8 protein-coding genes are annotated in these 25,953 nt (G+C 50.4%); all 8 read left to right on the top strand.

All coding sequences use genetic code 11. The features are described 5' to 3' along the window. Position 1 precedes the first annotated feature (1 nt). The 8 genes from ELR70_RS00875 (at position 2) to ELR70_RS00905 (ending at position 25,809) form a co-directional block, all read left to right on the top strand. Entirely contained in the window at positions 2 to 9,271 is a 9,270-nt protein-coding gene (locus tag ELR70_RS00875) for a non-ribosomal peptide synthetase (protein ID WP_128064427.1), read from the top strand. Further along, positions 9,241 to 9,897 (top strand): phosphopantetheine-binding protein, encoded by a 657-nt coding sequence (locus ELR70_RS00880; protein WP_128064428.1) that lies wholly within the window; start codon positions 9,241 to 9,243, stop codon positions 9,895 to 9,897. The genes ELR70_RS00875 and ELR70_RS00880 overlap by 31 nt, the downstream gene beginning before the upstream one ends. Next, on the top strand, positions 9,897 to 14,051 hold the full coding sequence (locus ELR70_RS25160) for an amino acid adenylation domain-containing protein (RefSeq protein ID WP_241566291.1): 4,155 nt from the start codon (positions 9,897 to 9,899) through the stop codon (positions 14,049 to 14,051). The genes ELR70_RS00880 and ELR70_RS25160 overlap by 1 nt, the downstream gene beginning before the upstream one ends. A gap of 17 nt (positions 14,052 to 14,068) precedes the next feature. Beyond that, positions 14,069 to 21,928 carry a non-ribosomal peptide synthetase gene (locus ELR70_RS00885; RefSeq protein ID WP_241566292.1) on the top strand — a complete coding sequence of 2,620 codons (7,860 nt, stop codon included), beginning with the start codon at positions 14,069 to 14,071 and terminating at the stop codon, positions 21,926 to 21,928. Positions 21,929 to 22,055: 127 nt separating this feature from the next. Further along, complete coding sequence (locus ELR70_RS00890) at positions 22,056 to 23,009, top strand: TauD/TfdA family dioxygenase (RefSeq protein ID WP_054017213.1); 954 nt, start codon at positions 22,056 to 22,058, stop codon at positions 23,007 to 23,009. Between the two features lie 73 nt (positions 23,010 to 23,082). After that, positions 23,083 to 24,450, top strand: a complete 1,368-nt coding sequence (locus ELR70_RS00895; RefSeq protein WP_054017214.1) for a serine hydrolase domain-containing protein — start codon at positions 23,083 to 23,085, stop codon at positions 24,448 to 24,450. 525 nt (positions 24,451 to 24,975) lie between these two features. After that, positions 24,976 to 25,536, top strand: a complete 561-nt coding sequence (locus tag ELR70_RS00900; protein ID WP_054017215.1) for a DUF697 domain-containing protein — start codon at positions 24,976 to 24,978, stop codon at positions 25,534 to 25,536. A 93-nt stretch (positions 25,537 to 25,629) separates the two neighbouring features. Continuing rightward, positions 25,630 to 25,809, top strand: a complete 180-nt coding sequence (locus ELR70_RS00905) for a hypothetical protein (protein WP_054017216.1) — start codon at positions 25,630 to 25,632, stop codon at positions 25,807 to 25,809. The last annotated feature ends 144 nt before the right edge of the window (positions 25,810 to 25,953 follow it).

Raw genomic sequence — 25,953 nt, forward strand, 5'->3', positions numbered from 1 at the left:
TATGGAAAATTCAGCGATTGAAGCACTATTGGCCGAGTTGGATGGTCAGGGTATTTATGTTTATCTGCAAGAAGGCCGCCTGAAACTGCGTACCCACCTGGCGACCGTGCCAGAGGCGCAGCTTAATAAGATCAAAGAAAATAAGTCGGCATTGATTGACTACATGCAGGCGAATCATCAAAAGCAGGGCGCTCTGTCATTTTCTCAACAAGGGATTTGGCTGATTGACCAGTACCATGGTGGGGAAGTGGCCTATACCATGGCTGGATTACTGAAACTGTCGCACCCGATAACAAAAGCGCAGCTTGAAGCGGCGTTAAACACCTTGCTTGTGCGCCACGACATTTTGCGTAGTCAGTTCTTTGCCACGGAGCAGGGAGGATGTCAGCGCGTCAATGCTGAGTTGTCTCTTAAGGTTATGTCGCTGAGTGTGGCTGAGCCTGTGACCCGAGCAAAAATTGAAGCGCATGTGCAACCCTACCTGCAGCAAGGATTTGACTTACAAAAAGCGCTCCCCGTGAGAGCAGCACTGCTCAGTGGCGATGAACAAACCCAGGGTCAGTGGGTTTACCTGATGTTGCACCACCTGGTAGCTGATGGCTGGTCGGTGCAATTATTGGTCAATGAGCTGCTTGATGTATTACAGAATACACCGTCGGAACAGGCGGCACCGGCACCACTACAATATCTCGATTATGTGCATTGGGAAAAACGCTTTGTCCAGTCTGAAGCTTACCAGCAACAGCATGCATATTGGCAAAAGCAGCTGGAAGGGTTCACGCCTTTTGCTCTGCCAACCAGTTTTGCCAGACAAGCTCAGCCTTCATTTCAGGGGGCCAGTCATCAGTTTATATTGAACGACGAGCAATTCCCGCGTTTTGAAAGTTGCTGTCAGCAACTGGGGATCACTGTGTTTGCCGGGTTGCTGAGTGTGTTTTACGCGTTGCTCTATCGCTATAGTCAGCAACAGGACATTACGGTGGGTGTGCCGGTGCTGGGTCGGGAGCACAGTGAATTTGAATCCATGATCGGCTGCTTTATTCACACTCTGCCACTGCGTCAGCAGATAACCGCAGAGATGTCCTTCAGTGAGCTTGCCTGCAATACCCTGACACAAGTGACCCGGGCGCTGGAAAACCAAAGCGTGTCTCAGGATGCGCTGGCTAAACTTGCCGACACCTCACAGCTTTTTAGTGTGTTGTTTAATTATAACGCCGTACCCACAACGTCATTGCGTTCAGGGTCACTGGAAGCAGAACTGTTCACGCTGAATAATCACAGTGCAAAATTTGATCTGACGCTGACCCTGACTACTCAGGGTCAGGCAATGATTGCTGAGCTTGAATACAATGTGGCCTTATTTACACACGAGCTTATCACTCAAATTGGTGAAGACTTTCGGGCATTATTCCAGGCGTTTAGTGGTGACCAGAGCATGCCACTGTCAGACGCTCAGTTACCCTCTGTGAAACTGGCTCAGCAGCTTCTGACGACAGAGTCGCCGCACAGAGCTGCGCCTTTGGTGTTACCTCAAATTCTGGCTCATGCCCAATCGAGACCTGCTCATGCTGCGCTGGTGTCGGAAAGTGACCCTGCTCAGTCCCTGAGTTACGCTGAGCTGGATGAGCACAGTGCCAGTCTGGCCAGTGCGCTCGATGACACAATACAGAGCGATGATATTGTGGCTGTACTGGTTAATCGACAGGTTAACAGCCTGGTGGCCTTGCTGGGCGTAATGCGTGCCGGGGCGGCTTATCTACCCATTGACCAGGAAACGCCGGTTCAGCGGGTGATCGAAATTATGCAGCTGGCAGGGTGTCACACCCTGGTCGTGGTCGATACTCAGGCAATACAGGCAGATACAAAAGCCACGCTGGATGAATATGAAATCCTTGTACGGGGCTATGATGAGCTGGTACAGCAAAATAACAACGCGGGTATAGTAGATAAAACCAGTCCGCGTGATCTGGCTTATGTGATCTTTACCTCAGGCTCGACGGGCAAACCAAAAGGGGTGGCGATAAGCCATGGTGCACTGGCCAGTTACTGTGATTCTATTTCTCAGTGTATTGAATTTTCATCGCATACCCGCTCTGGTGTTGTCACTGGACTTGCCACCGATCTTTGTCTGACCGGCATTTATCCGGTTCTGATGCAAGGGGGCACCGTGGTGATGCCAACCGGGCAGGCGCTGCCAGATCCTCAACAGCTGGTTGAGATGCTCAGTACGCAGCAGGTTAATACGTTAAAGATCACGCCGTCTTTTGCCCGTGAATTGTTGCCACACATAGCCGCTCAGGGAGAAAACCAACCAGCCATTGAACAGTGGGTGCTCGGCGGCGAAGCACTGGATGCCTCTCTCGTTGATGATTTACGAGACCACTACCCGTCAGCACACATTGTCAACCATTACGGCCCCAGCGAAACCTGTATAGGGGTGACAACGCACACTATCTCGGAGCAGGCTCCAAGCAACATTGAACATTATCCCATTGGTAAACCGCTGGCACATGTCAGCGCACAGGTACTGGATAAACAGGCGCATCCTGTGCCGGTCGGTATGCCGGGTGAGCTCTATATTGGTGGTACCTCGCTGGCCGATGGTTATTTGCGAGCGCCACAGTTGACAGAGCAATATTTCGTAACTTGCCAGAGCGAAAATACAGGAGCTGAGCGCTTCTATCGCTCAGGTGATCGTGTTCGTCTGACGCATCAGGGCACGCTGGAATATCTCGGCAGGCTGGATAGTCAGCTCAAGATCCGAGGTTATCGCATCGATATCAGTGAAATTGAAGCGAAACTGACCGCCCTCGTAGACGTAAAAACGGCGGCCGTTGTCGCCATTAAGCAAAGCGGTATTGATACCCTGGTTGCCTATTTTGTCGCAGCGGATCAAGAGACACCAGTCACCGCGGCCGCTTTACGAGATACCTTATCAAAGAGCCTGCCTCAGGCCATGATACCCAGTCATTTCGTGGCGCTGGCACAATTGCCCGTGCTGGATAACGCAAAGGTAGATCGTAAGCAATTAGCTGCCCGGCCGCTGAATTATGAGCGTAGCTACACGCCACCGAGTACAGCATTACAACAACAACTGGCAACCTTATTCAGTGAGCTGACGGGAGTGCCCCAGATTGCAGCTGACGATGACTTTTTCTCTATTGGTGGTCATTCCTTACTGGCCATGCGTCTTGCTAACTGTATCCGTGCCCGATTCGACCGGGTACTGTCGTTGCAGGCTATTTTTGCTAACCCGACGGTTGAAAAACTGGAACTATGTCTGTTAGCTCAGGATATTCTGGTCGGTCATACGTTGGCGTCGATTGATCAGTCAGGTGAGCATCCTTTGTCTTTTGCACAGCAACGGATCTGGTTTGTTGATCAAATGCAGGGTCATAGTAAGCAGTATAATTTGCAAGGCGCGTTTACCATTAAAGGCGCGTTAGATATTGAGGCCTTATCGCAGGCATTCGAACAGGTGGTGCAGCAACACACAATCCTGCGCTTTAATTATGGTCAGAACGCACAGAATGAACCGTTTCAGTATCTGAATTCCGGCCTTAACTTCGCGTTAAAACAACAGGACTTAAGTCATGTTGATGACGAGGTGCAGGCTGATACGCTGCGCACGTTATTGGCTGAGGATTATCACACTGCATTCGATCTGAGTCAGGATCTGCTACTGCGCGCTCAGCTACTAAAACTTGATGAGCAGCTTTTTGTATTGATAGTGACCATGCATCACATAGTGTCTGATGGTTGGTCAATCGGCGTGTTGTGCCGGGCATTAGAAGCGGCATATCGAGCAGCGGTTGAACACCGCACTCCTGCGTGCACCCCACTGATCCATAGCTACATAGACTATGTGCACTGGCAGCGTCATTTAGTCTCCCAGCCGCAGTGGCAAACCAGCGTTGACTACTGGCAAAGTCAGTTGGCCAACTTGCCTCGGGTACATGAATTACCGCTGGATAATGCCAGAGAAAATCGAGTGATCAGTGGCGGGGCGCTCTACTGCTGCGAACTACCGAAGGAACTGAGTACAACCCTGAGGCAGTTTGTTTCGACCAATGGACAAACTCTGTTTGGCGTACTCGAGTGTGTGTTTGCACTGTGGATGAGCCGTTTGTCCGGGCAGTCAGATTTGGCGCTGGGTACTCCGGTTGCAGGGCGTGAACTCAGTGAACTGGAAGCTGTGATAGGCAACTTCATCAATACACTGGTATTGCGCCATCGCATTGAACCTGAGCTGACCTTTACTGAAGCATTAACTCAAAGTAATGAAACACTGCAAAATGCGCTGAGCCATCAGCATATTCCGTTTGATGCACTGGTCGAGACGCTGAACAGTGAGCGTAGCCTGGGGATCCATCCTTTGGTTCAGGTGGTTTTCCGGGTCAATAATCAGGTAAATGAAGCGCTGAAGCTGGATGGCCTGGATGTCACCGTCAACGACACCGGCGTACGCAGTGCAAAACTGGATCTCGAAGTATCTGTTATCGATAGTGGCGATACTATGGTGGTCGAATGGCTTTACGATAGTGCTTTGTGGCAGGAGCGCAGCATTGAGTCTTTCGCGCGCCAGTATACCCATTTGCTCCGGACATGCCTGCAAGAGCCGCAGCGACGCATCAGTGAGATGAGTTTGTGCGATGCCAAATTGCTTGAGCAACTGCTTGCGTATAGCGAGGCCGACAACGAGCAACACAGCAGCGATATTGGCTGGCATCATCATTTCAGTGCCATTGCTGAAATACAACCCCATAGCGTTGCGCTGCGCTGTAACGGTGAAGCCTTCAGTTATCTCGAAGTGGAACAGCGTGCCAATCAGCTTGCTCACTGTTTGCTGGAAATGGGATTTGATGAGCAAAGTCGAATTGCACTGCTATTGCCTTCGGGCCCAGCCATGGTTATTGCTGTACTGGCGATACTTAAAGCGCGTCATGTGTATGTGCCATTGCATTATGAAACGCCTGAGAAATCTTTGTCTTATATTGTTGATGATGCCGACATTGTGATGATTCTGGCATTCAGTGAAGATACCGAAAAGCTGATAGACAGCGGCACTGATTTTCTTTTTCTGGATGACTTATTTGACGTGGAGTCCAACTTTGCTGGTTATCCGGTCTCAGTCCCGGGCAATGACGAGCTTGGTGAGTCAGAAACCTCTGATGCAGAGCGTTTGTGCTACATCATTTATACGTCGGGCTCTACCGGACGACCAAAGGGCGTCATGATCACCCATGGCAACCTGAACGGGTATTTATCACATGCGATGGATACTTACCTGGATGCGGATGTCACTTTGCCGCTGGCGGTAGTGAGCACGCCTTTGGCTTTTGATGCCACGATTACCGCGCTTGTTCCCCCGCTGTTATGTGGCGGGGAGGTCGAGATAGTGACTCAGGGACCTCATCAGTTGGCAGCCATCAGTGAGCTCCTGTTCAATTCCATCAGGCCACGCTTATTCAAAATCACACCTGCACACTTACGTGCGATCCAGGCCTTGATGGATGAGCTTGGCAGCAATAGTGCGCCACACACTCTGGTAATTGGTGGCGAAGCGCTGGATAGCGATTTATTACTTGCGTTCCGCAACAAGTTGCCAGCCTGTACCTGGGTAAATGAGTATGGTCCGACCGAAGCAACCGTGGGCTGTAGTGTGTTCTCGCTCACGCCTGATCAGAATCCACAAACCACTTTGTGTTATGCGGATGTGCCGATTGGCCTGCCTAATGAGGGTGTGGCAATGCTGGTTGTTGACCAGTTTGATCAGCCTGTGCCCGACAATGTACCCGGAGAGTTACTGATAGGCGGCCCGGTTATCAGCCCGGGATACGTCAACCTGGATACGCAGAATCAGGCTAAGTTTGTCACTCTCAACGTGGCGGACAAAAAGCCGATGCGCTTTTATCGAAGCGGTGACCTGGTACGATGGCAAAGTGATGAACAGGGAAGGCTTGCATATCTCAGATACTGTGGCCGTACCGACGAGCAGATTAAGCTGCGTGGCTATCGAATAGATCTGAATGCGATTTGCCATTATCTGAGAGAGCTGGATGGTGTGCGTGATTGTGCGGTGACCGTCGATGAATCCCAGGCGTTGTTGCAGGCACATGTACTTTACCTCAATGGCAAAGTGCCATCAGACAGTCATCTGAGAAACCATCTTGCGCAATTTCTGCCTCCGTATATGATCCCGGGGCAGTTTAATCGGGTCGAAGCGATCCCCCTGACCGCCAATGGCAAAGTAGACAGTAAAGCGCTGATGGCGTTGGCGCAGCAACGAGAAAGCTGCACCAGCAGCAGGGCGCTGGATTTGACGACGCTGACTCCCATGCAATCCTATTTGTATCAGCTTTACAGTGATATTTTACTCACTGAGCATGTGGATCTCGAAGACAGCTTTTTTGACTTGGGCGGGCATTCTCTGCTGGTCATCAAGCTTATTAGTCAGATCCGGCAGCAAAAAAATCTCGATGTCACACTGCCTCAACTATTCAAAACGCCTACTATTGCTTCGCTGGCTCAGGCGTTAGAGCACTGTGCACCGATTGCAGCAGTGCATGCGATTGTGCCTGTATCACGTCAGCAGGCTTTGCCTTTGTCCTTTGCCCAGCAACGGCTCTGGCTGATTGAGCAATTACATGAGTCGAGTACTCAGTATCATATGCCTGCCGGGTTTAAATTCAGTGGGACGCTTGACAAAGGCGCGTTCAGTGAAGCGCTTAACGCCCTGATCTCACGCCATGAAGTGTTACATACTCAGATTATTCAAAGGCCGCAATCTGAACCCGTTCAGCAAGTCAGCGCCAGGTTTGATTTACCGCTCACTCATCTTGACCTGACTAAACTGGGTGAGCGAGCCCGGCAACAGCGTTGGGAGCAGGCGGCCCATGCCAATGCAACCAACCGGTTTGATTTGAGCAGGGACCTGCTGATCCGAGTGTTACTGGTTGAATTCGCACAGGACGATTATCGGGTGCATTTTAATATGCATCACATTGCCAGCGATGGCTGGTCTATGGCAATTTTAGTCCGAGAGTTCATTGCGTTTTATCGCCATTTTGCGAAAGAAGCGCAGTACCAGCTGCCAGCCGAACTGACTCAGCCTCTGCCTGTTCAGTACGGCGACTTTGCGTACTGGCAACGTAATACCTGGACAAAGCATGCTAATCAGGATGCGGTGCAATATTGGCTGACAGCCCTTGATGGCCATCCCCCATTACATCAGCTCCCACTGGACTACCCGCGCCCCGCCATGGCTCAGCTAAGTGGTCAGCGTCATACCCAACGCCTGAGTGCGGCATTGACGCGGGCAATTCATGAACACTGTAAGTCTCAGGGGGTGACCCTGTTTATGTGGCTCAATACCGTGTTTTCTTTACTGATACTGCGCTACAGTCAAACGGATGATGTGGTCATTGGCTCACCGGTTGCTGGCCGTGAACACAATGAAGTGGCCAATCTGATCGGCTTTTTTGTCAATACCTTAGTAATACGTACACGTATTCAACCAGGGCAAAGTTTCAATCAGCTATTGGCTTTGCAAAAGCAGGTTATTCTGGATGCGTTTAAACATCAGGCACTGCCCTTTGAGCAATTAGTTGAGGCGCTTAAGCCAGAACGAAATCTGGGACACCAACCGATTTTTCAGATTTTGTTTGCGCTACAAAATAATGAAACCACCGATCTGGTACTGCCTCAGTTGCACATTGAAGTTGAAGCGCCTGCCGAGCCCATGATGAAGTTTGATCTCGAAGTGAACGCCATTGAAAAAGGCGATGGCATTGAACTGGAGTGGAACTATTGCTCGGCTTTATTTAAGTCCGCGACAGTGGTAGCTCTTGCTGAGTCTTTTGAAATTCTGATCAGTGCCATTCTCAAGGCGCCTGAACACAAGGTACAGTGCCTGCCTGTGATGACGCAGCAGACTCAACATCAACTAGTCAATATGCGTGGACCGGTCACTGCGGTCCCGGCACAATGCATTCACAGCCAGATCAGTGCAAAGGCACACCAAGCGGACAGCCAGCTTGCGGTGCGCGATGCTGACAACTGTATGCTCAGTTATGCAGCGCTTGAGCAAAAGGCCAACGCCCTGGCTAGCTATTTGCTGGAGCAGGGGGTAAAGCCAGGCATGCGTATTGCGTTGTGTCTGAATGCCGGGTGCGATCAGGTGGTTGCTATGCTGGCTGCATTTAAGATTCGTTCTGCATATGTGCCGGTTGATCCGACACTGCCTGCGTCACGTGCTCAGTTTATTATTCGTGACAGCGGCGCCTGCTGGCTGCTCACTCATAGTAAGCTCATGACACAGCTAAAACCGGTTATCGATGCTGCTACCCAGCCTCCTTTGTCAGTGTTGGAAATAGATCAGCCGAATAGCTGGTTGCCAAAGCAAATACGTGAACAGTTCCCACGCAGTGAACATTCAGATCTGGCTTATGTGATTTACACTTCGGGCACGACAGGGCAGCCCAAAGGTGTCGCCATCACCCATGGCAATCTGGCGCTTTATCTGGATCATGCTCGCCATGACTATTTTAACGATGCGATAAGCTTTAGTGTTGTGAGCACACCTTTGGCGTTCGACGCCACCGTCACAACCATCTGGCCAGCATTGTTACAAGGTGTGTGCATCGACATGCTGGCAGATGACGAGCGAATGCTCAAAGACTTGGCAAACCGATTGTGTCAGGAGATTGCCGGGGTGTTTAAGGTGACACCAGCACATCTACAAGGGGTCGCTGCTGTACTGAAGCAGTGCGCGCTTGCAGAAGAGCGGTGTTTTAATGGGGCGCATCAGGTGGTTGTGGGTGGCGAGGCGTTACCGGTTTCGCTTGTAGCTCAGCTTAGCAAACGGTTACCCAATGTTGAGTGGATCAACGAGTACGGCCCCACCGAAGCCACAGTCGGTACCAGCACCTTTCGCTGTGATAAGCAGAAAATAGCTGCGCTTAAGGCACAGTCCTATAGTCAGGTCCCCATTGGTCAGCCAATAGCTAATACGCACTTATTGGTATTGGATGAGCAGATGCAGCCTGTGCCTGTTGGTGTAACCGGTGAGCTCTACATCGGCGGCAATAACCTGGCTCACGGCTACCTTAATAGAACCGAGCTCAGTGATGAAAAGTTTGTGTGGCTGCCTTTTGGTGCAAAGCAGAGTGAGCTGCGCTTCTATCGCAGTGGCGATGTGGTGCGCTGGTCTATAAATGATGATGGTACCCCGGGGAGCTGGTGTTTTGTCACCGTGCAGACGACCAGATAAAGCTGAGAGGCTACCGAATAGAGCCAGAAGAAATTGCCCATCAGTTACAGCTGTTGCCTGGTATTGAACAGGCTGCGGTGTTGCTTAATGAAGCAGGAGATAACCTCGAAGCTTATGTGCAACCGGATCTGGCAGAATGCCCCGATATGGCGACGCTTGCCGAGCCTGCGCTGGCCTCAGGCTGGTCTGCACACCTGAGCGAGTCTTTGCCCGCCTATATGCTGCCATATCGCTATGTTCTGATAGAAACCCTGCCTTTAACGTCGAATGGCAAAGTGGATGCTCGTGCGCTGCATGCCTTAGGCGCGCAATGCGCATCATCAGCTAATGTTGTTGCACCAAGAAATGACGTGGAGTTGACGCTGGTCGAGATTCTGGCCTCGGTACTCAATGTCGAAACGCTCGGTATTGAAGACAACTTCTTCAGTCTGGGAGGGCATTCGCTGCTGGCGACTCAGTGTATTGGTTTGATTGAGGCACAGCTTGGCGTAAGCATGTCGGTCAGAATTCTATTTGAACGCCCTACAGTTGCGGCACTTGCGCAGTGGATTGAAATCCACCAGGCAATGGCACAACAGGCACAGGACGATAACGAAAACGATACTTCAGAAGAGATGTTTTTGTAATGACGGAACAGGTGAGAGTAATTGAGCAGTTGATAGCGGATGCATTGCGTGCAGGGATCACCTTGTATGAGAAAAATGGTGCTCTGGCATTTAAGCAAAAAGGGGAGTTTCCCGCTGCGCTGAAGCAACGAATTGTCGCCCACAAGGCTGAGATCATTGCCTACTTTCAGCAGCAGCGTGACGCCACTTTGGAGCAGGCTGAGTACTCAGCTATTGCAAAAGCAGACCGCTCAGTGCCATTACCCGCGAGCTATGCACAGCAAGGGTTGTGGTTTATTGAACAGTTACAAGGCAGCAGTCAGTACTACATGCCTGCTGAATTTGTCCTCACCGGACAACTGGATATTGCCGCGCTCAAAGCCAGTATCGAAGCATTAATCGTCCGTCATGAGTCGCTGCGCAGCCATTTCGTTGCCAGTGAGGGCTCTCAGCAGGGTGTGTCTGTCATAGTGCAAGAACAGTTTGAAACGCCATTGCAGTGGTACGATGCCAGTCAATGGTCGTCACATGACAAAGCACAGAGAATTCGTGCGCAGCTTAATGAGTTTTTGTCCCTGCCATTTGACTTAACGCAGGATCTACTGATCCGGGCATTGGTGATATCTGACCAGCAAACCCACTATTTGGCGTTTAATATGCACCACATTATATCCGATGGTGCATCCATGCAGGTGCTGGTCAGGGAACTGGCAGTCCTTTACCGTGCAGCTTTAGAAGCGGACCCTGTATCTCAATTGGCCCCACTAAAGGTGCAGTATGGGGATTTTGCGGCCTGGCAGCAAAAGACTCTGACGTCGGCCCACCTTAGCGATAAGCTGGCGTATTGGCAGCAGGCACTGGCCGACCTGGATCCCATCCAATCTTTGCCCGGTGACTTTGTGCGCCCCGCCGTACAAACCCAGCGTGGGCGGGTCTATCGTCAGGCGCTGAGTCCTGCTCTGACAACCCGCATTCAAACCCACTGTGCACAACAATCCGTAACGCCTTTTATGTGGTTACTGAGCAGCTTTATGCTGTTTGTGGGTCGGTTAACTCAAAATGAGCAGGTGGTAGTGGGGACGCCTGTACTGGGACGTGATCATCCCGATCTGGCGCCCCTGATAGGTTTGTTTGTCAACACTGTGGTGATCCCGGCAAACATAACAGAATCCTTGTCCTTTAATGCCTGGTTACAGCAACAAAAAGAGCAGATCCTGGCTGCGTTTGAGCACCGTGAAGTACCCTTTGATAAGGTGGTCGAAGCGCTAAATTGTCCCCGTGATATGAGCCACCATCCTTTGGTGCAGATCTTATTCACTCTGGATCAAAGTAGTGCGGCACACGCGCTGCAACTACCCGGGTTGACTGTGTTGGAACAATCCCGCGCGGATGGCGATGAGATTGACATTAAATGTGACCTGGAACTCAATGCCGTACTGGATGAAAATACCAAAGCACTGACTTTAAACTGGAAGTATGACAGTGACTTATATCTTGCAAAAACGATTCAGCACTGGTCAGAGAGTTTTGAAGTACTGTTGGAGCAGTTAGTTCAAACCCCGCAAACACAGATTGGCCGAATTCCGTTACTGAATCAAACCCAAACGCAGTCCATACTGGAATATGCTCAATATACACAGACACAGTGGGACAACACGCAGACACTGGTTAGCTTGTTCGAGGAGCAAGTAAAGCGTTTTGGCCAGCGCATTGCCGTGGTCGATGAACACGAAAGATTAAGCTATCAGGCATTAAATAATCGTGTTAACCGGCTTGCCAGAGTGCTGGTTGCCAGCAAAATAGAACCACAGACCATGCTGCCCGTCAGTGTGACACGCTCAGTCAATATGGTCGTGACCTTACTGGCGATTTTAAAAGCGGGCGCAGCGTACGTGCCCATCGATCCGGATTACCCAAAAGATCGGATTGAGTACATTATAGGTGATGTGGACAGTCGCTGGCTGATCTGCGACAGCGTTACTGAGGCTCGTTTTGCCGGGTGTGCTCAGTCGATGATCAACATTGATGACGAGGCTATTTACGCCGGTATTGCCATCGCCGACAATCTTGAGCTGGATATTCAGCCGGACCACCTCGCCTATATGATCTATACCTCAGGGACCACAGGCCGGCCAAAGGGAGTTCAGATAGAGCACCGACATGTTGTCCGGCTATTGCACGTTGAACCTGCATTGTTTGATTTTAACGAGCGGGATGTGTGGACCCTGTTTCACTCCTTTTGCTTCGATTTTTCTGTCTGGGAAATGTACGGCGCCTTGCTGTTCGGCGCGAAGCTGGTGGTTATCAGTAAGGCAATGAGTCAGGACACCCAGGCTTTTGCATCCTGCCTGTTGAGTGAAAAGGTCACTGTGCTGAACCAGACGCCCGGTGCCTTTTACGCGCTTCAGTCTGCGATGTGCGACTTGGAGGAAACCGAGCAGGCACAATGTCAGGTACGCTACGTTATTTTCGGTGGAGAAGCATTGCAACCAGGCAAACTCAAACCCTGGGCCAAACGGTTTGATGCCTGCCAGCTTATTAATATGTATGGTATTACCGAAACCACAGTACATGTGACCTTTAAACGACTCAGCGATGCGGATCTGGCACTTGGGGTGAGTAATATTGGTCATGCCATTCCTACTATGTCTTGTTATGTGCTTGATAAACATCAGCAGTTGTTGCCGATGGGGGCCGTCGGTGAGCTGTATGTGGGCGGTGAAGGGGTGTGTCGTGGCTACTGGCAAAGAGAAGAGCTCAATGCCCAGCGCTTTATTGCAGATCCTTTTGCAAACACCAGCGGCAAAAAGCTCTATAAGTCGGGTGATCTGGTGCGCTTTTTACCAGACGGTGAACTAACTTACATCAGTCGTGCCGATGATCAGGTAAAAGTGCGTGGTTATCGCATTGAGCTGGGGGAAATTGAAAACCAGCTACGCCAGCACCCTGATCTGCAGGCGGTGTGCGTATTACTTAATCGCGACGACCCACAGGGAGCCAGGATCAGCGCCTTTGTGGTTGCCCGTAACGGGGTTGAGCTCACTGACCCAATTTCACAGGTACAACAATATCTGCGCAGTGCTTTGCCAGAGTTTATGTTGCCAACCAATGTTGTTGTGGTAGAGGCTTTGCCGCTGACCAGTAATGGAAAAATAGATAAAAAAGCGTTGCTGTCATTAGATATTTTGCAGCAAGAGGCGACGTATCAGGCACCGGATAGTGACGTTGAACGCGCCATTGCACAGTGTTTTTCTGCGTTGCTTGGTGTTGAAAAAGTGGGTCTGAATGACCACTTTTTCCGCTTGGGCGGTCACTCATTGCTGGCCACCCAATTGGTGAGTCAGCTACGGGAACGCCATGGTTTTTCAGTCTCGCTAAAAGAGGTATTTCAGAGCCCCAGAGTGGGTGAGCTGGCGAAAGCGGTATCTGTGGCCGATACTGCAACGAGTTTGTCCGTTGACATATCTCGCACGCAATCCGAGTTACCAGTGCCCTTGTCTTTCGCTCAGGCGAGACTCTGGACCGTAGAGCAGATGTCGCCCGGCTCGGCTCAATATCATATGCCCGGTACGTTCACGCTGACCGGCTCGCTAAACCTGGCGGCGTTCAGGCAAGCCTGGCACGCTATCATCCAGCGTCATGATGTGTTACGCAGCAAAATTATTCAGGACGATACACTCGGTCCGCAGCAACAGGTTGTGCCAGATTTTGAAGTGCCTCTGACTTTCATTGACGCACGCACTTTGGCACCACATGCACAACAGCAAAGCTGGCTCAGAGCGCAGCGCGACGATGCTATGAATCCGTTCGATTTGAGTCAGGGGCTAATGATCAGGCTGACCCTGATGGCGGTTGCTGATACTCAGTATCGACTGCGGGTGAACCTGCATCATATTGCTGCGGATGCCCACTCTCTTGCTATCTTGAGTGAAGAACTGGCGGCTTTTTACCAGCATTTTGCGTGTGACCAGCCATTACCTGAATTGCTTGCGCACCCATTGCCCATACAATATGCCGATTATGCGCAGTGGCAGCGTAACACTCTGAACACAAGTGCTTTAGAGTCCCATCGTACGTTCTGGCTTGCTCATCTGGCAGACGCTCCGCCGCTGCATCAACTGCCGCTGGACAGGGCCAGAAGCAGAATGTCTGTCGCCCGGGGGGCACACACATAACGCATCTTGATAACGCAGTGTGTGAGCAAATTCAGGCGCAGTGCCGCCGCCATGACGTCACCTTGTTTACCTGGTTACAGACTGCCTTTGCTGTTTTTGTTGGCAAATACAGCCACACCACGGATGTGGTGATAGGCGCGCCTTTCTCGGGCCGTGAACACAGTCAGTTGCAACCTTTGGTCGGGTTTTTTATCAATACCTTGCCCATACGTACACGGTTTACGCCGCAGCTCACATTTACCGAGCTGCTGGCACAACAAAAAGCCGTTATGGTTGATATTCAGGCACATCAGGCGATGCCGTTTGAGCAGATTTTGGATGCGCTTAACCTGGAGCGTTCCCTCAGTCACCAGGGCGTCTTTCAGCTGAGCTTTGCGCTAAACCCACAACTGGATACCGATTTGCGTCTTGCTGATATAGAAGTACAGGCTGAGCAAGCGATCTCAGTGGCTGCCAAGTTCGATATTGAGCTGAGCGCGGTACAGACCGCGGATGGGATCCGCTTGTCCTGGTGTTATAACACGGCTTTGTTTGACGCCGTCAGTATTGAACGTATGAGCCAGTCATTACTGATGATGCTGAATGCACTTGCCAGCAATGCAGATACTCGCATAGCCGATTTACCACTGACAAAGCGGCGTTATGACGCACTCAAAGGACAATCTTATCCAGTATTAAAGCCACAAACTGTGGTTACTCAGCTGGGCACACAAAACCCAGACAAAATTGCACTTAAAGACCCTCAACGAGGCGAAATACTGACTTACGGTGAATTAAACGAGCGTGCCAGCCGTTTAGCAAAGTATTTGATTGGGCTGGGGCTTAAGTCACAGCAAACCGTTTTGGTAAGCTGTGACGCCGGTTGCGATCTGGTCGTGGCTATGCTGGGGGTGCTTAAAGCCGGTGGTGCGTATGTGCCTGTGTCGGCTCATTACCCCGAGGCACGCATCGCGCATATTATTGCAGATAGCAACAGTCAGTGGCTACTCACACAGCAGCGCTTAGCCAGTCAGTTTGAACAGCACACACAGTGTCAGACCATTATGCTGGACAGCCCTGAACTAGATGTGCAATTGGCGTCTTGCGCTACGGCTCCGTTACCCGAGCTCAATGCCGAACAACTTGCCTATGTTATCTATACTTCAGGTACAACAGGGCAACCTAAAGGGGTGATGATCCCTCATCAGGGTTTGGCTAACCTGTGTGCCTGGCATCAGCGAGCATTCGCACTGGATGCTGATAGCGTGGGCAGCCAGACTGCGAATATAGCCTTTGACGCGGCAACCTGGGAGATATGGCCTTATCTGAGCGCTGGTGCACAGCTGGTGTTTGTGGCCAGCGCCCAGCTTACGGATCCGCAGTCGCTATCGGCATGTTTGACCCAAGAGTCGGTAAGTCACTGTTTCCTGGCTACTCCCATCGCAGAAGTGATGCTGGCAGACCCCCGTTTTACGCCGACATCACTTCAGTATCTGCTGGTGGGTGGCGACAGGCTCAACCCGGTTAACGGGTCGTTTCCATTCAAGCTGATCAACAATTATGGTCCAACCGAAGCCTCCGTGGTGGCGACATCGGGTCCGGTTGTCTGTGGCACAGAGGCACTTCCGGATATCGGTCTACCGGTCGACAACTGCGATGTCTATATTGTCGATGAGCGGAATTGCAGTGTGGCGGACGGCATGGTTGGTGAGCTGCTGATTGCCGGTCAGGGGCTGGCACTGGGTTATCTTAATAAACCTGAGTTAAGTGAGGAAAAATTCACTGAACTGAATCTGGACAATGGCGAGTTAGTGCGTGTTTATCGTAGTGGCGATTTGGTACGGCGACTAAGCAATGGCCGTATTGCTTATATTGGCCGCAATGATGCCCAGGTTAAGATACGCGGTTATCGCATTGAACTGGCTGAAATTGAGCACCAATTGCGTGCGCAAGACGGTGTTGCTGAATGTACGGTGCAGATAACCGAAACACAGTCAGGTAATAAACAACTGACGGCCTTTGTTGTGCCAGAGTTGACGCATACGAGACAAAGTTTAGCAGCGCAACTGCGAGGACAGCTGCGCTCGGTTTTGCCCGAGTATATGGTGCCAGCGAGCTTTTTGATGTTGGAGGCACTGCCTCTGACCACTCATGGCAAATTAGACCATCGGGCGTTACAGGTACTGGCACAGCAGGCCCAGGAAGTGGCAGCGGAGCACCCGAAAGAGCCGGACGCTAAAAGTAACACGCAGGCACAGCACAACCGTATTTTAATCCTGATGCGGGAGCTGTTAAACCAGCCTGATCTGCAACCCGAGGATGATTTTTTTGCCAGCGGTGGCGACTCTATTTTAGCCATTCAGCTCGCCAGTCGGGCCAGAGCGATAGACATGCCAGTCTCTGTGGCTGATATTTTTGCTCACAGCTGTGCGGCAGCATTGGCGGAAAATTTCGCAGCAACTAACGTGTTCTCTGAGCCATCGGCGGCCGATCATGAGCAGCAACATTTTGTGGGCAAGCTGAGGCCTCAGCCTATTCAGCAGTGGTTCTTCGAACAAGCTTTTGCTGTACCGGAACACTGGAATCAGGCTGTGATGCTGAGCCTCGACAAATCGGTGTCTTTTGCGCACCTGTGTGAGGCTGTTCAGGGGCTTATAACATGCCATGATGCACTCAGGTTGTCGGTTAAAAACAAAGATGAGCTTTATATTGTTGATCAACTGGATAGCACAGAAATATGCCAACATCATAACCTGAGTGAAGCAGGCGAGCAGTGGCAGGATGCTCTTGCAGAGCTAAGCAACTTGGCACAGGCAAGCTTTTCGTTTGACGGTTCACCTTTACTGCAATTATGCCATATCGCGACTCCCGACTCAGAGCTGGCTGATCGGCTGCTGGTTATTGCTCATCATTTATTGGTAGACGGCGTATCCTGGCGTATTTTATTGGCGGATCTGGAGCTGGCTTGCACTAAGGCAAAGGCCGGACAGCCAGTAACACTACCGCCGGCCAGTGCCTCGTTGGATGCCATTGCCTTTTATCTGCAGGAGCGTGCCTGTGACGCCAAGCATCTTGAAAGGTGGCAGGGGGCTTGTGCGACGGCCAGGTATCAGCAAGCTTTGGGAGCCAGCTTGTCTGACCGTGCAAGCACAAGTGTGATCCGCACGAAATTTCAGCTGAGTGAAACGCATACCCGGCAATTGTTGAACGATGCCAACAGGGCGTATAAAAGTAATATTCAGACGCTGCTGCTTAGTGCCTGGCAGTGGTCCGGGTTACGCAATTATCAGCAGGCGGAGCAGGTTGTTTTGCTTGAGAGCCATGGCCGGGCAAAACTCAGCGGTGTGCACGATGCCAGCCGCACCATTGGCTGGTTAACCGCGCTGTTTCCTTTGCGTTTACACAGTCAAAGCGGAGCATCAGACAGTGCCCTGGCTCAGACAATTTGTGTAGTGAAAGAGCAGCTGGCCTGGGCCACGGAACACGGCTGCGAGTTTGGTGCGCTGCGTTATTCTCACCCCGACCCGAAAGTGAGAACGTCACTGACAATCGATACGCGCACTCAGGTCTTTTTTAATTACTTGGGCCAGCTTGATACTGTGTTACAGCAAAGAGGTTTGCTCGGTGATGCCTGCGAACCCACGGGTGCCATGCGTAACGAACTGGATGATGCGTTTGCCGCTTTGCAAATTACGGCAGCGGTGACGGATGGCCGTTTGTCGGTCACACTGGAATGTGCATCGGGTTACTACACAGAACAGGATGCACTGCGGTTAAGTGCGCACTTTGAACAGGCCATTGAAACTGTGCGGGCACATTGCCTGACGCAAACCGAAAACTGCCCGACCCCCAGCGATTTTGCGCTGTTACCGGAGCTCGAACGCTTGCAACTGCAACAGCTGCTCGACAAGGCTGAGCAGCCAGTAGCCGACATTTATCCCATGACGCCTTTGCAGCAAGGGATGTGGTTCCATGCCCGAAGTACAGAAAGTCCGGTTTATCGTGAGCAGTCAGTGATGTTGTTGCAAGGTGCGCTGGATACGGAAGCCTTTGAGTACGCCTGGACCCAGTTGTTGGCTAAACATTCCATCCTGCGTACCGCATTTTTTGTCACCTCACAGCGGCCTGTGCAGCTAGTCTTAGAGTATTGCAAGTTACCACTGCAAATAGACGAACCTCAGCATTACGACGATACGGTTAACGCTCGTCTGGCGCTGCTTGCTGAGCAGGAATACCGTCAGCCAATCGATTTGAACAATGCGCCTTGTATGCGGTTGAGGTTAGTACCATTTGGTGAGCATTGTCATGGGGTTATCTGGACTTACCATCATATGATTATGGATGGCTGGTCCTTGCCTGTATTGTTTGATGGCCTGATAGAGTTTTACCAGGCCAGGATTGAAAACCGGGTTGTGGAGGCGGTCGCTGATCCATTTCGTGATTATGTGGCTTATCTTGAGACTCGTGATACACAAGCAGAGAAGGCATTCTGGCAAACACAATTGGGCCATATTGACACACCAACCTTAGTGACAGAACACCTGACACTGAGTGCAGACAAAGACCCTGGCGTGAGTGAGCTGACTCAGATGCTCAGTACTGAGTTCACTCAGCAATTGAACCAGTTTGCCAAGCACCAGGGACTGACGCTCAATCAGGTGATTCAGGGGGCCTGGGCCTATTGGTTACGTACCTGTTGTCAGAGTGACACTGTGCTATTCGGCCAGACTATTTCAGGTCGCCCGGACACTTTGCCAAATGTGGAGCAGCGGGTAGGGCTGTATATCAATACGCAACCTGTTCTGGTCTCAACACCGGGGCATATGTCAGTAAAAGACTACCTGCGACAGATCAAAGAGCACCAGGCTCAGCTGACACGGTTTGCCCATACACCTTTGTCGCAGATCCACCAGTGGAGCGGCATTGACAACAGCAGCGAACTGTTTGATGCACTATATGTCTTTGAAAATTATCCCAACGATCCGCTAGCACAAGAAAGCGCACCATTTAGGGTAAAGGTCTGCTCGGAGCAGGATCAGACGCATTATCCCATCACATTTGTAGTGGGTGTAGCGGATCAGCTGTCGCTGACGCTCAGTTATAGCGAAGCAATACTGACAAACACACAGGCCAGACAGAGTCTGAACCTGATCACAGATTTACTGGATGCCTTTATGGCGCAGCCTGAAATGGCACTGGCTCAATTGCCTCTGGTCAAGCCAGAGCAGGCTACTCAGATCCCCCATTTCGAATTGCCAGGCGCACAGCCGAGGATGGATCAGCATCAGACGCTACATCAGGCATTTGCGCAGATCAAAGCGGAATATGAGACATGTCCCGCCATTCGCTACATTCAGCAGAGTAACCATACTGAGGTTGTGCTGAGCTATGGTGAGCTGGATGAGGCTGCCTGTCAGCTGGCGAATTATTTGTCGTCGCACCATTCGCTGTGCGCAGGTCAGGCGGTAATCGCGGTTTGCCTGGACTCTGGCCCGCAACTTATCATTGCCATTCTGGCTGCCCTTAAGCTCGGCGCCTCTTACCTGCCAATTGCTCCGGCATTGCCCGAAAAAAGGCGCCATTACATGCTGACTAATGCACAAGCTGCTGTGCTGATAAGCGTCGAGCCTGCCTGGGTGGGAGGGTTGCCTGCTTGTCCGGTCGTGGACCTGACTGCAAGTCATGCAGCTATCTCAGTGCAGTCAAACGAGTTTGTGGAACCGGATTGTAACGGTGAGTCTGCTTGTTATGTTATCTACACTTCTGGCACCACAGGTGAGCCAAAAGGCGTGCAGGTTGCGCATCGCAGCGTGCTGAATTACGTGGCCTGCCTGCAAAGTAATTATGCGATTACACCTGACGATAATTATCTGCAATTTGCCAGTTGCAGCTTTGATGTATTTGCTGAAGAAGTGTTTTGTACTTTGCTTAGCGGCGCAACGCTGGTAATGGCAGAGCAGGAACAGTTGCTTAACAGTCAGGCGCTGGCTGAATTATCTCGCCAGAGTCAGCTGAGCCTAATGAGCCTGCCAACGGCTTACTGGCACCAGTTGGCGGTGAGCCCTGTGGACTTAGGTTCGGCTATGCGGATTATCACCGTGGGTGGTGAGCAAATGCAAAGTACGGCGCTAAGAGCCTGGCAGCACCACTACGGTACAGGCATCCGTGTTATCAACGCCTATGGCCCGACAGAAACCACCATTTCAGCCACACTGATGGATGTCACCCGGTATCAGGGAGACATAATTCCGATTGGTCAGCCTCTGACTGGATTAACTGTGCATATTCTCGACAAGGAGCTCAGATCTGTGCCGGATTATGTGGCAGGGGAGCTGTATGTGAGCGGCGCGGGCCTGGCGCTTGGCTATCTGGGCGACAAAATTAAAACAGACAAAGCCTTTGTGTTTAACCCGAATACACAAACCCGTTGCTACAAAACCGGCGACAAGGTCCGGCTTGAAGACGGGTCGTTGCACTTTTTAGGGCGTCTGGATGAGCAAGTTAAAATCAGAGGGTATCGTATTGAACTGGGCGAGATTGAACGGGCATTGCTTGAACACCAAGAGGTTAAAGCGTGTGCTGTCGTAGTTAAAAATGATAAAGCGGCGGGCGATCAGCTGGTTGCTTTTATCGAGTCACATGACCCAGATATCACTTCGCTAAAAGCGACTTTGGCCGAGCAACTCCCCAAATATATGGTACCTCAGTGGATGGTGCCCCGTGCCCAGCTGCCACACAACAATAATGGCAAACTGGACAGAAAAGCGCTGGCCCGTGAGGCTCAGACTCTGTCGTTGGCCGCGCCTGAGTGCTATGTAGCGCCGACTACACCACTCGAACGCCACCTGTGTGACTACCTTGCTGAGTTGCTTCAGTGCTCTCGGGTGGGCCTAAATGATGACTTTTTTGAGCTGGGAGGTCATTCACTGCTGATGATGCGATTGCATACTGAGCTGTGCGATACGCTAAAGGCAGAAGTACCGATAGCTATGTTGCTGCAACACCCTTGTGTCGGTGACCTGGCCAAAGCGTTAACTGAGTTTCAGTATGCTCATCAGGATCAGCACTTATCTCCTCAGAGCCTGTTGTGTCTGCAAACTGGCAGCAATGGAGTCACGCCTGTAGTGTTGATAGCGGGAGCCGGCGGACTACTGATGGCCTTTCAGGCATTGGTACAGGGTCTGGATACACGGATCCCTGTATACGGTTTACAGCCAGATCTGATAGCAAATGACCCGGATACCGTCAGATCTGTAGACGCGACTGCCCGGCATTATGTGTCGGTGCTGACACAAGCAGGAATTGGCCAGGTCAATCTGGTAGGTCATTCATTTGGCAGTTTTATTGCGCTGACAATGGCCCAGCACCTGGAGCAAATAGATGAACTCGTTTCGGGCTCGCAGGGAGCGTCTGTTGCCTCCATCACGATTTTAGACACGCCCAGACCTTTGCAAAGCACGGTTTCAGTTACAGAGCAGCAGGCCAGCCGCCTGATGCTCGAAAATATGAACGCATTTTTTGCACTGCACTTTGATGACGCTCAGCTGGAAACACTCATGACAATGTCGACCGAAGCGCAGGGTCAGACCTTAGCACAGTCCATGGTTCAGTCAGGTTATCACTTTTCCTCAGCTCAGTTACAACGTTTACAAACGGTATTTTGCGCTCAGCTGATGGCTGATGTGTGCCTGCCTGAGCAGCTTAGCTGCCCAATTCGGGTAATTAAAGCTTCGCAGACCCAAGAGTTTGAGGGGCGAACGTTAACGACTGATATGGGCTGGCAGGCACTTTATGACAGAGTGCGCGCATTTGAAGTTGCAGGGGAGCACCTTTCAATTTTAGGCCACAAAGAGGTCGGCGAAGTCGTAAAAATAATAGAGAGTGACTATGTTTTGTAGTCTATTGTTTATGAATATGTTTTTAAAATGTTTTATTTGATGTTGGTTGAGCTTAAAAATTAAACAATTAATGTCAAAATTGCGATGTAAATTTTACTTGTTACCTTACTTAAAGGATGGGAATAAAATGGATCAGTTACTATCACCAGATATGGATTTAAGTTCCGCCGATACAGATCAACGGATCCATGATCTCTCAGGACAAAAGCAAAGTGGTCTTGCCTGGGTTAAGGCGAATGTTAAGGAAATTAATGCCTGGGTTGACCGCGATGGGTTTGCACTGTTGCGTGGACTCAATATTGTGAGTACCAACCAGTTCAGCACCATTTTGGAAACGATTTTTGGCGAACCGCTCAGCCAGTATATTTATCGCTCTTCTCCTCGCACTGCACTGCGTAACAACATTTATACCACCACGGAATATCACGCCGATCAGGTGATTTTGCAACACAATGAAAATGCCTACTCCAACTGCTGGCCAATGCGGATGGGCTTTTTCTGTGTTGTCCCCGCTAAAACGGGGGGCGATACCCCGCTTGCAGATAGCCGCGAAGTGTACAAGCGGCTGCCTGATGACCTGAAAGCACGGTTTGAGGAGCGCGGCATTATGTATGTGCGCAATTACGGTGACATAGATTTGCCCTGGCAAGAAGTGTTTCAGACCAGTGATCGCGATGAAGTAGAAGCATATTGCTGGAAAAACGATATTCAGTGCGAGTGGTTTGACGATGGCAGGCTACAGACCCGGCAGTTCAGACCTGCGGTTATGACACACCCGCAAACCGGCGAAAAGGTCTGGTTCAATCAGGCGCATTTATTCCATTGCTCTGCGGTAGACAATGAAATGCCCGACAGCATTGGAACAGATTACTTGCCTCGCAATGCCTATTACGGCGACGGTAGTGAGATTGCCAAAGAAGACATTGATGTCATCAATGATGTCTACCGTGCGCTCACTTTTTCTTACCCCTGGCAGCGCAACGACATTTTGCTGCTAGACAACATGCTATTCACACATGGCCGTCAGGCTTATACAGGTACTCGCAAGGTACTGGTGGGAATGGCAAAAGCGGCGCGTTAATGAGCGCCACCTGGGGTTTGTTAGTGGTGATGAGGTTGGCAAACAAAGTGGTCAAAATTGAGGAATCCATACAATGAACCGGTTATACCCTTCAAGACTCAAGATCATGGTGATGTGTTTGATCAGCCTGATCCTGGCATCGTGTCTGCAAAACAAAAGTTCAGCAAAAGACACTACTATCACAGCCTCGCAACTGGAAATGATAGATGTATCCGTTAAACAGTATTGCGACGCTATGGTGTTTTTCGGGACTATCTATATTACTTCTGTGGACAAAGTGGTTTATGAATATCACTGTGGCCCGCAAAATATGCAATACAACGTGGATAACACGGTAAAGTCTAAGTACCGCATTGGTTCAAACACCAAAGCATTTGCTGCTGCTATCTTGATGCGCATGTTAGAAGGTAAGGACCTCAGAGCTGAAACTGTTGGTGACTATTTGCCTTGGTACCCTAAAAATCAGTGCGCAGACGTTACCTTGCATAATCTGTTGGCGATGTCGTCGGGGATCCCTAACTACAGTGACAACGAAGAAGTGTATAACAACTGGGGCTGGCGTCCATATTTGTATGACGAAACGCTCAACCTGAATGGCCCTGAAGGGTTTGGTAACCGCTTTTGTACGTGTGAGGAGCAAGGTGGGCAGCCTTCTTTTACCCAGGGAAGCAAATACGAATACAGTAACTGTAACTACTACCTGGTTGGTAACATCATTGAGCAGCTAGCGGCGGGTACACAAGGTGATATCGACCGCAGTTTCTGGTTTAGCAACATTCTCAAAGAACAGATCCTAGATCCGCTGGATATGAGTGACAGTGGCTCGTTTAGTGCCATTGGCATTTATTCTGATATGACAACAGGTTATATCTACAAAGACAACCAATACCTGCCACTGGCCAACGGCCGCCCACCTGCAACCGGTGGCCCGGCACCTTATCAGGATATCCTGGTTAATCCATACAGTAACCCCTTAGTGTTGTACTCGGCCGGTGATATGTACTCCACCGTTGAAGATATGCACAAGTGGGATCAGGGCTTATATACCAACAAAATTCTTAATGAAGCGCAAAAGCTGGCTGCGTTCGCGCCTTATTCAAATACCGGGAGCTCAAGCTCATGTGAATACTACGGATATGGTTGGTTTGTCACCTATATCGACCCCAATCAGTACGGCAAAGTTGCAGACTGCCCGGATGATCCCAGCGAAACAAACCTCAGAAAGTACGAGAAGTTTTTACAGTATTCGGGCAGCTACCCTTACTCATGGGTGACCAGCTTTAACCGTCTGCTGGAGCGGGATCAGAACGTGATGGTGTTCAGCAACTATGTGAAAACGGGCACTGAGTCGGATTGTATTGCAGAAGAAATTCGCAACATTATTTTCTACAGCGACAAGCACCGCACCGAGGCATGTCAGACAGTATTGGATGAAGCGTAAAAGTGCGAGCAACACAGGTGTTCATCGGTTCAAGGCCGGGGTGGCAAACCCGTCTCCCCGTAACAACACCTTTGTCACCCTTCAACAACTCCGTTGTCATCCCGCACTTGATGCGGGATCTACTGACAAACAACGCGGTTGTTGGGGTGTTGGCGTTACCATTGAAGAATGAATGGTTCCCGGCTCGGGGGCCGGGATGACGGATTTAGCCGTGGTGCTGAATGAGGATGACGGGGTTTGGAGCATAGGCGCTAAATCAGGATGACGGGGTTTGATGCAGGTGGATTTGGTCATTTGGCAGCAACGAGCCGGGTAGAAATAAAAAATATACTTGCGGTGAATTTAGGCATTGTAATGGCGTATCCCCCGCATTTTTAAGCATTTACTTGCTGTGTTTTAGGACATGGAAAGTGAAAAAGGGCAAGTTAGGGTCTAGGCTTTACCTGACTTGGTGGGTTTAACAACTGTTTATGCCAACTGAGTTTTTAACGACGTTGGTACAATTCCAATCATAGAGGAAAAAACATGACAGCGACAAAAACAGCGAAGGATGACAAGGCAACAACAGCTGCTGAAACTGCTGCAAAGCAGGATACAGTCAGTGTTGAAGCTGAGAATCGCGAAGCCGTAGCGCGCATTATTGTCGATAAATACACCAAATGGTCTTTCGGTACCGGTCTTATTCCAGTACCTGCGATTGATTTGGTGGCGTTAACTGGGGTGCAAATCAAGATGATCAGTGAGATCGCCAAGGTTTACGGCCAGTCATACAGCGACAATAAAATCCGCGGTACGGTTAGTGCGGTGATTGGTGGCTCATTCCCACAATCTTTGGGCGGTGCTGGACTAAGTAGTTTCTTAAAGTCAGTTCCAATCATTGGCACGCTTAGCGCAATCGCATTTATGCCTGTGGTATCTGCTGCTTCTACCAATGCAGTCGGCTCCACATTTATTCGACACTTTGAAAATGGCGGTACTTTGCTAGATCTGAATCTGGCAAGTATTAAGGGAGACATCTCTGAAATTGCAGCAAAGTATCGTAAAGATAAAGGCAACAGCACTCAAGAGAATCAAGCTGCAGTGTAGTTGAGACGCTAAATCTTAAATAAACCAGCAGTTTACTGTTGGTTTATTTTCGTTTGTTAAACCGAGCTGCAAAGCAGTTCATAGGAGCAAAAAATGTTAGTTACTTTGTATCTGGTGTTATGTGTACTTTCTGGCTACTGGGGGCGTAACACGTTTGCAGGTCCGGTCGGGTTCTTTTTAATTGGCTTGTTCTTTACGCCTTTAGTCAGTTTGCTAGTGCTGCTATTGGCGCAATCACGCCTGGTTGAACCGAAAGAAGTTGAGGAAGAGTAGTCAAAAATAATCGCATTGCCAGCATTCATTACTTGATTGTGGTTGAAAAACAGGCAAGCTAAAAAACAGAGGAAGCAGATCCTCAAGATAAGATAACAAGGATTGCAGTATTTTGCTGCGTCGTAGCGCTCAGTATTCTGACCA

The sequence above is a fragment of the Pseudoalteromonas sp. R3 genome, assembly GCF_004014715.1.
Taxonomy (GTDB): Bacteria; Pseudomonadota; Gammaproteobacteria; order Enterobacterales; family Alteromonadaceae; genus Pseudoalteromonas.